Genomic DNA, 13,147 nt, shown 5'->3' on the forward strand with positions numbered 1-13,147 from the left:
CTGCCAGCCATTCTGGAGGATGGCGAAAATGGTTTATCTCCCTTTGTCAGAACCAGCATCTACAGACAGTCTAAACATATCCGGGAACTTGAAGAACAAGTTAAACAGGTAGAAGAAGCTCTGGCCTCCTGGTATAGAACGCAGGAAGCCTGCCAGAGAATGGCCAAGATCCCGGGGGTTGGCATGCTAACGGCCACTTATGTGGTAGCAGCAGTGGGTAATGCCCGACAATTCAGTACCGCAAAGCAGTTCGCTTCATGGCTGGGGCTGACACCAAAGGAACATTCCAGCGGCGGGAAACAGCAACTGGGAGGGATCAGCAAACGTGGAGATGGATATTTCCGATACCTGCTGGTTCACGGCGCACGCGCACTTACCGCCTGGGTCAACCGAAACGGCGCGGTTGAGGAGAATTCCTGGCTTCAGGGACTCCTTGAGCGGAAGCACTACAATGTAGCTGTTGTCGCCATGGCGGCAAAAACAGCGAGGATCATGTGGTCAATGTTGTCACACAATACTGAATATCAACCTCGGCAGCTCGCCTGACACAAGGTCAGTCAATCTGACGAGGTGCTGAAAAAAAGTTAACGTCCTGGTAGGTGCAGGTGACTTCAGAAGATGGCAAAACAGGTAAGACCGCAGGCAGGATACACCGAGAGGTAACAAGGGCAAGTTAGCCCGTAGAGGATGATTGGTACCTGCCTGGCGGATTTCATCATGGTTCGGGATAAAAATCCCATCAGAAACCGGATATATGGCTGCACCTACCCGTTTTATTACATAACTGAAGAAAGCATTGCATTCCGGGAGCGTCCATATATGTTACCTCGCGCCCGACCCGGTAGCCGCAAGGGATAAGTCGAGGGCACCGCGCAGCGGCGATTTTGTTCGCCAGAGCCCGGGGGTGCAGGGGGCGGCGGCGATTGGCCGCCCCCTGCGCGCTCCCTGCGCCAGTGACTATATGTGGCTTAACACATCAAGGAGCGCAACAGGAAGATGAATCAATATATTTAAAAAAGGCCTGACATTGCGCCAGGCCTTCTGCGTTAATTAATTACGTTTTTCCAGCAGAGTCCGGTAAATCAGACCACCGATAATGCCGCCGACAATTGGCACCACCCAGAAGAACCACAGTTGTTCTAACGCCCAGCCGCCCTGGAAGATGGCAACCGCAGTACTGCGCGCCGGGTTAACGGAAGTGTTAGTCACCGGAATACTGATTAAGTGAATCAGCGTTAATGCCAGACCAATGGCAATTGGTGCAAAACCCGCCGGAGCGAATTTGTCGGTTGCGCCGTGGATCACCAGCAAGAAACCTGCACTCAATACCAGTTCAACTACCAGCGCGGAAAGCATGGAATAACCGCCTGGTGAATGCTCGCCATAACCGTTAGAAGCAAAACCGCTGGCTACCGCGTCAAATCCCGTTTTACCACTGGCAATTAAATACAGCAGCGCCGCTGCAACAATACCGCCGACAACCTGGGCAATTACGTAGCCAACGACTTCTTTTGCCGGAAAACGTCCGCCAGCCCATAAGCCAATAGTGACCGCCGGGTTAAAATGACCACCAGAAATATGACCAACAGCGAAGGCCATCGTCAGAACGGTTAAACCGAATGCCAGCGCCACGCCGGTAAAACCAATACCTAATTCCGGGAAGCCTGCGGCCAGTACGGCACTACCACAGCCACCAAAAACAAGCCAGAAAGTACCAAAACATTCAGCTGCTAATTTTCTGAACATATCCACCTCAATTAAAAATTGACCCTGTGAAAAATATGGTCGTTTTATAGGGTCGTCGTAAAAAAGTGACGACGGAAATAATGCGCGGCTATTTTAAAAACGAAGGCGAGTCATTCACCAGATAAATAAATCCAGTAAATTTGATTTAGGGCAACAGCGGGTTGCCCCATATAGTCATTTGTCTGATTGACAGTGTAGTGCAAGCAAAAGATTTAATCCTTTAGGCGTAATAAAAAATAATTTATCATGCTAATTATTTGATTTTGTTGTTTTTGCAGACTTATCAGCAAGAGGGAGTATAACGCGATTATTCGCTCATTTTTCAGACATTTGCCATGCTTAAATGTGATGTCATCACGTATTAGCAAGGCCTTTCCCGTTATACTGCCAGCGTAAAGGATAAGTCACATATTTCTGGAGGGGATATGATTCTTGAGCGCGTTGAAATTGTGGGTTTTCGCGGTATCAACCGTTTATCGTTGATGCTGGAACAAAACAACGTCCTGATTGGGGAGAACGCGTGGGGTAAATCCAGCTTGCTGGACGCCTTAACCCTGCTGCTATCGCCAGAATCAGATCTCTACCATTTTGAGCGCGACGATTTCTGGTTTCCGCCGGGAGATATCAACGGGCGGGAACATCATCTGCATATTATTTTGACCTTCCGCGAATCGCTGCCAGGCCGTCATCGGGTACGCCGCTATCGACCGTTGGAAGCATGCTGGACGCCATGCACCGATGGTTATCATCGAATTTTTTATCGCCTGGAAGGGGAGAGTGCGGAAGATGGCAGTGTGATGACACTCCGCAGTTTTCTCGATAAAGACGGACATCCGATTGATGTCGAGGATATTAACGATCAGGCACGCCATCTGGTGCGTTTAATGCCGGTGTTGCGCTTGCGTGATGCCCGTTTTATGCGCCGTATTCGTAACGGCACGGTGCCAAATGTCCCTAATGTGGAAGTCACCGCGCGCCAGCTCGATTTCCTCGCCCGTGAATTATCCTCACATCCGCAAAATCTCTCTGATGGACAGATTCGTCAGGGACTTTCCGCAATGGTGCAGCTGCTTGAGCATTATTTCTCTGAGCAGGGGGCTGGACAAGCGCGATATCGTTTAATGCGGCGGCGGGCCAGTAATGAGCAACGAAGCTGGCGTTATCTGGATATCATCAACCGGATGATTGACCGGCCTGGAGGGCGCTCGTATCGGGTTATTTTGCTCGGCCTGTTTGCTACTTTATTGCAGGCAAAAGGCACATTGCGGCTGGATAAAGACGCCCGTCCATTGTTGCTGATCGAAGATCCAGAAACCCGTTTACACCCCATTATGCTTTCAGTTGCCTGGCATCTGTTGAATCTTCTGCCATTGCAGCGCATTGCCACCACCAACTCTGGCGAGCTGCTTTCGTTAACGCCGGTAGAGCATGTTTGCCGACTGGTACGTGAGTCCTCTCGCGTTGCCGCCTGGCGTCTGGGGCCGAGTGGCTTGAGTACCGAAGATAGCCGACGCATCTCTTTCCACATTCGTTTTAATCGTCCGTCATCGCTGTTTGCACGCTGCTGGCTGCTGGTGGAAGGCGAAACGGAAACCTGGGTTATCAATGAACTGGCGCGTCAGTGCGGACATCATTTTGATGCCGAAGGGATCAAGGTCATTGAGTTTGCCCAGTCCGGGCTAAAGCCACTGGTTAAATTTGCTCGCCGAATGGGGATTGAATGGCATGTACTGGTCGATGGCGATGAAGCCGGGAAGAAGTATGCCGCTACGGTACGCAGCCTGTTGAATAACGATCGGGAAGCCGAACGAGAACATTTAACGGCGTTACCGGCGCTGGATATGGAACATTTTATGTATCGCCAGGGATTTTCCGATGTGTTCCACCGCGTGGCGCAGATCCCGGAAAATGTGCCGATGAATCTGCGTAAAATTATCTCGAAAGCGATCCATCGCTCTTCCAAACCCGATCTTGCCATTGAAGTGGCAATGGAGGCAGGACGTCGTGGTGTGGATTCCGTACCGACACTGCTGAAAAAAATGTTCTCACGCGTGCTGTGGCTGGCGCGCGGTCGCGCGGATTAACCGCGAAACATCGTGGCCATTTGTGGCTGAATAGCGTCGAGCATCTCATAGCGCCGACGGTATTCAGCCCGTTTTTTACTGGCGATTTCGGCAATCTCTTTTCGTGCTATCTGTGCCGGAAGGCGGTAATGGCGTTCAGCATCACATACGCCGCCAACCGACTCCCAGAACGCGTTGTAATCAGCATGGATCTTGCCTTCTTTATCGCGATAACGCAGGCTGCGGTAAATATGTGTTTCATTGCTGACGGCAATGATCTGCTCTACCTGCAAACGTTGGGCAAACAGACAGGCCGCTTCCATCACAAGGCGTTTGGGAAATAGCCCGTGGCAGGCTTTCGTCGCATTCTGGATTTCCTGATGTGGAATTTCCCATTTTGCGCCTTGCAGTCCGCCAATAAACATTGTTCTTTTCCCCTGATATTCACACAGGGTAAACGTGATCTCTGCCAGAGGAATACCTTCGCTGTTGCGGAACAGGATTGTGCTGTCACCTTCTTTATCCATTGAGATCATCATGGTCAGCTCAAGCGTGAACTGCTCGCCGTTTTTGCCTTCCAGCTTCGCCAGTTGCAGCCCGGGGGTATTCAAATATAAGCTGAATTCTTCCGCCGACATACATCCGCGGAGTAACGCATAATGGTAACGTAACGCTCCCAGCAATTGCTTACGGCTAAGATTCGCCGCAAGGTAAGGGCGATGCAGACGCACAGGCAGTCGCGGCTGGCGCGTTAACAACACATTGAGATTAGGCCAGTGGGAAAGTTCGTTCATCCACTCAACGCTTAAACGCGGCATAATCAACGAGCGCAGCAAAAATTTCTGGCGAAAACTACGGCGATGCCAGAATTTACCCGGCCGACACTGTCCACGTGCCAGACTAAGAAAAAGTGACAGGCTGCTGAGAGATTCAGATGGCGTAAAGGTCCGTTCAGTTAGCTGCGACATATTCATGAAATCAATGGTTATACATAACGTCGATTTCACCATGGCGTATCTTAACCAAACATCAATAGTGTGATTACTAACGTAAATTTTAGGGTTTTGTTGATATTTCGTTGAAGTTAATGACCCGGATTGGCATATGGAGTATTCAGAATATTTATGAAAAAGCGGAAAACCGTGAAGAAGCGTTACGTTATTGCGCTGGTGATAGTCATTGCCGGGCTGATTACGTTATGGAGAATTCTTAACGCACCCGTGCCGACTTATCAGACGCTGATTGTGCGCCCCGGTGATTTACAGCAAAGCGTGCTGGCGACCGGAAAGCTGGACGCGCTGCGTAAGGTTGACGTGGGTGCACAGGTCAGCGGTCAGTTGAAAACGCTGTCGGTGGCGATTGGCGATAAAGTAAAAAAAGACCAGCTTTTAGGGGTTATTGATCCTGAACAAGCTGAAAACCAGATCAAGGAGGTGGAAGCAACGCTGATGGAGCTACGCGCGCAGCGGCAGCAGGCGGAAGCGGAGCTGAAACTGGCGCGGGTGACGTATTCCCGTCAGCAACGTCTTGCACAAACGCAGGCGGTTTCACAGCAGGATCTCGATACCGCCGCGACGGAGATGGCTGTGAAACAGGCGCAAATTGGCACCATTGACGCGCAAATCAAGCGCAATCAGGCCTCACTCGATACGGCTAAAACCAATCTCGATTACACCCGCATCGTTGCCCCGATGGCCGGGGAAGTCACGCAAATCACCACTCTGCAAGGCCAGACGGTGATTGCCGCACAACAAGCACCGAACATTCTGACGCTGGCAGATATGAGCACCATGCTGGTAAAAGCGCAGGTTTCTGAAGCGGATGTAATCCACCTGAAGCCGGGGCAAAAAGCCTGGTTTACGGTGCTTGGCGATCCGCTGACGCGCTATGAGGGGCAAATCAAGGATGTGCTACCGACGCCGGAAAAGGTTAACGACGCTATTTTCTATTACGCCCGTTTTGAAGTACCCAACCCCAATGGTTTGCTGCGGCTGGATATGACCGCGCAAGTGCATATTCAGCTCACCGATGTGAAAAATGTGCTGACGATCCCTCTGTCGGCGTTAGGCGATCCGGTTGGCGATAATCGTTATAAAGTCAAATTGTTGCGTAATGGTGAAACACGCGAGCGTGAAGTGACAATTGGCGCACGTAACGATACCGACGTTGAGATTGTCAAAGGGCTGGAAGCGGGCGATGAAGTGGTGATTGGTGAGGCCAAACCAGGAGCTGCACAATGACGCCCTTGCTCGAATTAAAGGATATTCGTCGCAGCTATCCTGCCGGTGATGAGCAGGTTGAGGTGCTGAAGGGCATCACCCTCGATATTTATGCTGGTGAGATGGTGGCGATTGTCGGCGCTTCGGGTTCCGGTAAATCGACCCTGATGAATATTCTCGGCTGCCTGGATAAGGCCACCAGCGGCACCTATCGCGTCGCCGGTCAGGATGTTGCCATGCTGGACGCCGATGCGCTGGCGCAACTGCGTCGCGAACACTTCGGCTTTATTTTCCAGCGTTACCATTTGCTTTCACATTTAACCGCCGAGCAGAACGTTGAAGTACCCGCCGTCTATGCCGGTCTTGAGCGGAAACAGCGGTTGCTTCGCGCCCAGGAGTTACTGCAACGACTGGGGCTGGAAGACCGTACAGAGTATTACCCGGCACAGCTTTCGGGTGGTCAGCAACAGCGCGTCAGCATCGCGCGGGCATTGATGAACGGCGGTCAGGTAATTCTTGCCGATGAACCAACCGGCGCACTGGACAGTCATTCTGGCGAAGAGGTGATGGCGATCCTGCATCAGCTGCGCGATCGCGGGCATACGGTGATTATCGTTACCCACGATCCGCAGGTCGCTGCTCAGGCCGAGCGGGTGATCGAAATTCGCGACGGCGAAATTGTGCGCAATCCTCCCGCCATTGAAAAAGTGAATGTTGCTGGCGGGACGGAGCCTGTTATCAATACGGCGTCTGGCTGGCGGCAGTTTGTCAGCGGTTTTAACGAGGCGCTGACGATGGCGTGGCGGGCGCTGGCAGCGAATAAAATGCGTACTTTACTGACCATGCTGGGGATTATTATCGGTATTGCGTCGGTGGTTTCCATTGTCGTGGTGGGCGATGCCGCTAAACAAATGGTGCTGGCGGATATCCGTTCTATTGGTACGAATACTATTGATGTCTATCCCGGGAAAGATTTTGGCGATGACGATCCGCAATATCAGCAGGCGCTGAAGTACGACGACTTAATCGCCATCCAAAAACAACCGTGGGTCGCCTCAGCCACTCCTGCCGTCTCGCAAAACCTGCGCCTGCGTTATAACAATGTCGATGTGGCTGCCAGTGCCAATGGCGTGAGCGGCGATTATTTTAATGTCTATGGCATGACCTTCAGTGAAGGGAACACCTTTAATCAGGAGCAGCTGAACGGTCGTGCGCAAGTCGTGGTTCTCGACAGTAATACTCGCCGTCAGCTTTTCCCCCATAAAGCAAATGTGGTTGGCGAGGTTATCTTGGTTGGTAATATGCCAGCGAGAGTCATCGGCGTGGCAGAGGAAAAACAGTCGATGTTTGGCAGTAGTAAAGTGCTGCGCGTGTGGTTACCTTACAGCACGATGTCCGGGAGAGTTATGGGCCAGTCGTGGCTGAACTCTATTACTGTCAGGGTGAAAGAGGGCTTTGACAGCGCCGAGGCGGAACAGCAACTCACGCGTTTACTTTCACTGCGCCACGGTAAGAAGGATTTCTTTACCTGGAACATGGACGGCGTCTTGAAAACCGTTGAAAAGACCACACGTACTTTACAACTGTTTCTGACGCTGGTGGCGGTGATTTCGCTGGTGGTGGGCGGTATTGGTGTAATGAATATTATGCTGGTGTCAGTGACCGAGCGGACGCGGGAAATTGGCATTCGCATGGCTGTAGGTGCGCGAGCAAGCGATGTTTTGCAACAGTTTCTGATCGAAGCCGTACTGGTTTGCCTGGTCGGTGGCGCGTTGGGAATAACACTGTCACTGTTAATTGCTTTCACCTTGCAGCTTTTCTTACCCGGCTGGGAGATTGGTTTTTCACCGTTGGCGCTGCTGCTGGCGTTTCTCTGCTCGACGGTCACCGGGATTTTATTTGGCTGGTTACCCGCACGAAATGCGGCACGACTGGATCCAGTAGATGCTCTGGCACGAGAGTAATTTTTGAGATAAAAATGCCAGCCGATCGGGCTGGCATTTTGCCTTTAGGATGTACACAATGAGACAGAAGAGCTATGCGACTGCCGCTTCTACTTCGACGGGCACAATAACACTGGCGTGATTGCCTTTTGGCCCCTGGTGGACATCAAACTGAACGGATTGTCCAGCTTTTAGCGTTCTGTAACCATCCATCTGAATGGTGGAATAATGAGCGAAAATATCTTCGCCGCCGCCTTCAGGGCAGATGAAACCAAACCCTTTGGCATTGTTGAACCACTTAACAGTACCCTTTTCCATGCTTCGACATCCTTCGCAAATCTTATACAAGTAAGATGGAATAAACCGGGGTCAGAGAGGGGGCTGTTCAAAACCTCGCCAACTCTAGAAATACAATTTAGAGAATTAGGGCGAGCCGTCAAGCATTTGACAGGGGCCAGGGGGCAGGTATGAATCAAAAATTTGAAGCAGTTAACGCTATTGACAGGAATGTGACAGATGTCGCTGATGCCAACGATAGATGATAGTTATCTATCATGTGGAGTAGATTGGTCAGGCAAATAAGCTCTTGTCAGCGGCAGGGCGTTCTGCCGATAACCGTAACCGAAGATGATAACTGACAATGGGTAAAACGAACGACTGGCTGGACTTTGATCAACTGGCGGAAGAAAAAGTTCGCGACGCGCTAAAACCGCCATCTATGTATAAAGTGATATTAGTCAATGATGATTACACTCCGATGGAGTTTGTTATTGACGTGTTACAAAAATTCTTTTCTTATGATGTAGAACGTGCAACGCAATTGATGCTCGCTGTTCACTACCAGGGGAAGGCCATTTGCGGAGTCTTTACCGCCGAGGTTGCAGAAACCAAAGTGGCGATGGTGAACAAGTACGCGAGGGAGAATGAGCATCCATTGCTGTGTACGCTAGAAAAAGCCTGAATGCAGGCATAAAAATTGGGGGAGGTGCCTATGCTCAATCAAGAACTGGAACTCAGTTTAAATATGGCTTTCGCCAGAGCGCGCGAGCACCGTCATGAGTTTATGACCGTCGAGCACTTGTTACTGGCGCTGCTCAGTAACCCATCTGCCCGGGAGGCGCTGGAAGCGTGTTCTGTGGATTTGGTTGCGCTCCGTCAGGAACTGGAAGCCTTTATTGAACAAACCACACCCGTTCTGCCTGCCAGTGAAGAGGAGCGCGACACACAGCCAACGCTGAGTTTTCAGCGTGTACTGCAACGTGCGGTCTTCCATGTCCAGTCCTCCGGTCGCAATGAGGTTACCGGTGCAAACGTTCTGGTCGCTATCTTTAGCGAACAGGAGTCGCAGGCGGCATATCTGTTGCGCAAACATGAAGTCAGCCGTCTCGATGTGGTGAACTTTATCTCTCATGGCACGCGTAAAGACGAGCCGACACAGTCTTCTGATCCTGGCAGCCAGCCAAACAGCGAAGAACAAGCTGGTGGGGAGGAACGTATGGAGAATTTCACGACGAACCTGAATCAGCTTGCGCGTGTGGGCGGAATCGACCCACTGATTGGTCGTGAGAAGGAGCTGGAGCGTGCTATTCAGGTTCTCTGCCGTCGCCGTAAAAACAACCCGCTGCTGGTGGGGGAGTCTGGTGTCGGTAAAACCGCGATTGCGGAAGGTCTTGCCTGGCGAATTGTTCAGGGCGATGTGCCGGAAGTGATGGCTGACTGTACGATTTACTCTCTCGATATCGGTTCTCTGTTAGCGGGCACTAAATATCGCGGCGACTTTGAAAAACGTTTTAAAGCGTTGCTCAAGCAGCTGGAGCAGGACACTAACAGCATCCTGTTTATTGATGAGATCCACACCATTATCGGTGCGGGTGCAGCCTCTGGTGGTCAGGTTGATGCGGCTAACCTGATCAAACCGTTGCTCTCAAGCGGTAAAATTCGCGTAATTGGTTCGACAACCTATCAGGAGTTCAGCAACATTTTCGAGAAAGACCGTGCTCTGGCGCGTCGCTTCCAGAAAATTGATATTACTGAACCGTCGATCGAAGAAACCGTACAGATCATCAACGGCCTGAAACCGAAGTACGAAGCGCACCATGACGTGCGTTATACCGCAAAAGCGGTGCGTGCAGCGGTAGAGCTGGCGGTGAAATACATTAACGATCGTCATCTGCCGGATAAAGCCATTGACGTTATCGACGAAGCGGGCGCTCGCGCACGCCTGATGCCGGTAAGCAAACGCAAGAAAACCGTTAATGTGGCGGATATTGAGTCCGTGGTGGCCCGTATTGCGCGCATTCCAGAGAAGAGTGTTTCTCAGAGTGACCGCGATACCCTGAAAAACCTCAGCGATCGCCTGAAAATGCTGGTCTTCGGTCAGGATAAAGCCATTGAGGCGCTGACTGAAGCCATTAAGATGGCGCGTGCAGGTTTAGGTCACGAACATAAACCAGTCGGTTCGTTCCTGTTTGCCGGCCCTACCGGGGTCGGGAAAACAGAGGTGACGGTACAGCTTTCGAAAGCTTTGGGCATTGAGCTTCTGCGCTTTGATATGTCCGAGTATATGGAACGCCATACCGTCAGCCGTCTGATTGGTGCGCCTCCGGGATACGTTGGTTTTGATCAGGGCGGTTTGCTGACTGATGCGGTCATCAAGCATCCTCATGCGGTGCTGCTGCTGGACGAAATCGAGAAAGCGCACCCGGACGTGTTCAATATTCTGTTGCAGGTGATGGACAACGGTACGCTGACCGATAACAACGGACGCAAAGCGGACTTCCGTAACGTGGTGCTGGTGATGACCACTAATGCCGGGGTACGGGAAACTGAGCGTAAATCCATTGGTCTTATCCACCAGGATAACAGCACCGATGCGATGGAAGAGATCAAGAAGATCTTTACACCGGAATTCCGTAACCGTCTCGACAACATTATCTGGTTCGATCATCTCTCCACCGACGTGATCCATCAGGTAGTGGACAAATTCATCGTCGAGTTGCAGGTTCAGTTGGATCAGAAAGGTGTTTCTCTGGAAGTGAGCCAGGAAGCGCGTAACTGGCTGGCCGAGAAAGGTTACGACCGGGCAATGGGCGCACGTCCGATGGCGCGTGTCATCCAGGACAACCTGAAAAAACCGCTCGCCAACGAACTGTTGTTTGGTTCGCTGGTGGACGGCGGTCAGGTGACGGTTGCGCTGGATAAAGAGAAAAATGAGCTGACTTACGGATTCCAGAGTGCACAAAAGCACAAGGCGGAAGCAGCGCATTAATCTGATTGTTAGGTAGGTTTGTGAAGTCCGTAATCTCGTCAGGGGTTACGGACTTTTTATTTGTAGGGTGGAATGGTGAAAACCCTATTTTTGGAGGTGAAGGTAAGTTGTTGATAATTAATGGTGCTGGAAGGTAAGAATAAAAAAGGGTGGCAGCAGGAAAATGAGATGATTTTTCTTTATTAACAACGAGCTAAACGTGTAGTATTTGAGTTCACTGCCGTACAGGCAGCTTAGAAAGCCAACCGAAAGAAAAACTCGATTTTTATACCGTTCACTGCCGTACAGGCAGATAAAATGCGAAAAAAAAGCCCGTACTTTCGTACGAACTCTTCTTCAAATATGGCGGTGAGGGGGGGATTCGAACCCCCGATACGTTGCCGTATACACACTTTCCAGGCGTGCTCCTTCAGCCACTCGGACACCTCACCAAATTGTTTTGCTGCCTGACCTCATGGGGGGCAACGGGGCGCTACTATAGGGAGTTGGAGTAAAACGGTCAAGAAGAATTTTAATGATAATTATTGTTTGCTCATACTGTAAACAAGTTGTGCAGTATATCTACATCGAGACAAGTTATGTTATGGACTTATACTTCCAAAGTACTTCATACATATCACAAAATAAAAAGGCCGGTTAAACCGACCTTTTACTCGTTCTTTCTCTTCGCCCATCAGGCGGTAAAACAATCAGCGACTACGGAAGACAATGCGGCCTTTGCTCAGGTCGTACGGGGTCAGCTCAACAGTCACTTTGTCGCCCGTCAGGATGCGGATGTAGTTTTTACGCATTTTACCGGAGATGTGTGCAGTAACCACGTGACCGTTTTCTAACTCTACGCGGAACATGGTGTTAGGCAACGTTTCAAGAACGGTACCTTGCATTTCAATATTGTCTTCTTTGGCCATCTAATCCTCTGGGGTATCACTACCGTAATTTGAACCGGCAAGATAATGCCGAAGTTCTGTAAATAAGTAAAGATTTGCGCGCTAAATCGCAACAAACAGGTTCGGCACATTACTCCGAAAACACACGGCTAAGCCGCACCAAAAGCGCAACGTATAAGGGAGCGGTGAGATAAACGATGGGCGTTACCTGACGCGAAAAATTCCTTATCGGCAGCGGGGTAATGAGCGTAACCAACTCTGCGACCGCAATTATAACACTCTGGGGAGAAATGTGCCGAAAACATTCATTCTTGTGGTGAAAACAAGCACCGTGGTACCCAGAAATTATTCGGCAATCGTCCGAGGCGCATTTGATTGAGATAATTTAGATAATCCCGGCGGGGAATTTCGCAGGCACCAAGCGAAGCTGTGTGATCGTTAAGGACCTGGCAGTCGATAAGTTTGCCACCGTGACGGATAAATTCATCACAGAAGACCAGTAGCGCTGTTTTGGACGCGTTTTCCATCCGGCTGAACATAGACTCGCCACAAAATAGCGTTCCCTGGGCCACGCCGTACATACCGCCGACAAGCTCATCTTCACACCAGACTTCGATGGAGTGGGCATGACCGAGTTCGTGAAGGCGATGGTAGGCTTCGACCACGCCACGCGTGATCCAGGTTCCTTCTTCGCGATCGCTGGCACAGCCTTCAATGACCTGACCAAAGGCGTAATTCATCGTGACACGATAGGGCGAGCGTTTATGAAATCGTTTCATACTACGGCTGATATGCAATGATTCAGGCCATAGTACCGCGCGAGGATCGGGCGACCACCAGAGGATGGGGTCGCCTGGAGAAAACCACGGAAAAATACCACGCTGATAAGCCATTAACAGGCGCGCAGGGCTAAGATCGCCCCCCAGTGCCAGCAGGCCGTTAGGCTCACGTAATGCGCCTTCCGGGGAAGGGAAGGCTATTGAATGGCGAGAAAGCTGAACCAGGCGCATGACCGCAAAAC

General features: G+C 50.9%; 12 protein-coding genes and 1 tRNA gene. 7 read left to right on the forward strand and 6 right to left on the reverse strand.

The window, feature by feature from the left end; genetic code table 11:
- A partial coding sequence (locus tag ATB02_RS01620) for an IS110 family transposase (RefSeq protein ID WP_123059820.1) occupies positions 1-546 on the forward strand: 546 nt, incomplete at its 5' end.
- A 504-nt stretch (positions 547-1,050) separates the two neighbouring features.
- On the opposite strand, the gene aqpZ is transcribed toward ATB02_RS01620, so the two are convergent.
- Positions 1,051-1,746, reverse strand: coding sequence for an aquaporin Z (gene aqpZ, locus ATB02_RS01630; protein WP_074501056.1), 696 nt, complete (start codon positions 1,744-1,746; stop codon positions 1,051-1,053).
- Between the two features lie 425 nt (positions 1,747-2,171).
- Here aqpZ and ATB02_RS01635 point away from each other — a divergent pair, with 425 nt between their 5' ends.
- Positions 2,172-3,830, forward strand: a complete 1,659-nt coding sequence (locus ATB02_RS01635) for an ATP-dependent endonuclease (RefSeq protein ID WP_000599806.1) — start codon at positions 2,172-2,174, stop codon at positions 3,828-3,830.
- Here ATB02_RS01635 and ATB02_RS01640 read toward each other — a convergent pair.
- The gene (locus tag ATB02_RS01640) at positions 3,827-4,783 is read right to left on the reverse strand and encodes a VirK/YbjX family protein (RefSeq protein ID WP_157945198.1); all 957 of its coding nucleotides are present in this window, start codon (positions 4,781-4,783) and stop codon (positions 3,827-3,829) included. The two genes, ATB02_RS01635 and ATB02_RS01640, sit on opposite strands and share 4 nt — an antisense overlap.
- A gap of 150 nt (positions 4,784-4,933) precedes the next feature.
- Here ATB02_RS01640 and macA point away from each other — a divergent pair, with 150 nt between their 5' ends.
- On the forward strand, positions 4,934-6,049 hold the full coding sequence (macA, locus tag ATB02_RS01645) for a macrolide transporter subunit MacA (RefSeq protein ID WP_000746460.1): 1,116 nt from the start codon (positions 4,934-4,936) through the stop codon (positions 6,047-6,049).
- Positions 6,046-7,992, forward strand: a complete 1,947-nt coding sequence (gene macB, locus ATB02_RS01650; protein WP_000188165.1) for a macrolide ABC transporter ATP-binding protein/permease MacB — start codon at positions 6,046-6,048, stop codon at positions 7,990-7,992. Before macA ends, macB begins: the two co-directional genes overlap by 4 nt.
- Positions 7,993-8,064: 72 nt before the next feature.
- Here macB and cspD read toward each other — a convergent pair whose 3' ends face one another.
- The gene (gene cspD, locus ATB02_RS01655) at positions 8,065-8,289 is read right to left on the reverse strand and encodes a cold shock-like protein CspD (RefSeq protein ID WP_000410785.1); all 225 of its coding nucleotides are present in this window, start codon (positions 8,287-8,289) and stop codon (positions 8,065-8,067) included.
- A gap of 149 nt (positions 8,290-8,438) precedes the next feature.
- Here cspD and yljB point away from each other — a divergent pair, with 149 nt between their 5' ends.
- The 3 genes from yljB (at position 8,439) to clpA (ending at position 11,239) form a co-directional block, all read left to right on the forward strand.
- Positions 8,439-8,513: a protein YljB gene (gene yljB / locus ATB02_RS26565; RefSeq protein WP_001406719.1), complete on the forward strand. Its 75-nt coding sequence runs from the start codon at positions 8,439-8,441 to the stop codon at positions 8,511-8,513.
- Between the two features lie 98 nt (positions 8,514-8,611).
- Positions 8,612-8,932 carry an ATP-dependent Clp protease adapter ClpS gene (gene clpS, locus ATB02_RS01660; protein WP_000520781.1) on the forward strand — a complete coding sequence of 107 codons (321 nt, stop codon included), beginning with the start codon at positions 8,612-8,614 and terminating at the stop codon, positions 8,930-8,932.
- 30 nt (positions 8,933-8,962) lie between these two features.
- The gene (gene clpA / locus ATB02_RS01665; RefSeq protein WP_000934050.1) at positions 8,963-11,239 is read left to right on the forward strand and encodes an ATP-dependent Clp protease ATP-binding subunit ClpA; all 2,277 of its coding nucleotides are present in this window, start codon (positions 8,963-8,965) and stop codon (positions 11,237-11,239) included.
- Between the two features lie 343 nt (positions 11,240-11,582).
- Here the strand turns inward: clpA and ATB02_RS01675 are convergent.
- The 3 genes from ATB02_RS01675 to aat all read right to left on the reverse strand — a co-directional run bounded on the left by ATB02_RS01675 (position 11,583) and on the right by aat (position 13,136).
- A tRNA-Ser gene (locus tag ATB02_RS01675) sits at positions 11,583-11,670 on the reverse strand.
- A 258-nt stretch (positions 11,671-11,928) separates the two neighbouring features.
- On the reverse strand, positions 11,929-12,147 hold the full coding sequence (infA, locus tag ATB02_RS01680) for a translation initiation factor IF-1 (protein WP_001040187.1): 219 nt from the start codon (positions 12,145-12,147) through the stop codon (positions 11,929-11,931).
- A gap of 284 nt (positions 12,148-12,431) precedes the next feature.
- Entirely contained in the window at positions 12,432-13,136 is a 705-nt protein-coding gene (gene aat, locus ATB02_RS01685; protein WP_032183842.1) for a leucyl/phenylalanyl-tRNA--protein transferase, read from the reverse strand.
- Positions 13,137-13,147 lie beyond the last annotated feature (11 nt).

Origin of the sequence: Escherichia sp. MOD1-EC5189, from assembly GCF_002966045.1 — a bacterium.
Classification (GTDB): Bacteria; Pseudomonadota; Gammaproteobacteria; order Enterobacterales; family Enterobacteriaceae; genus Escherichia; species Escherichia coli_F.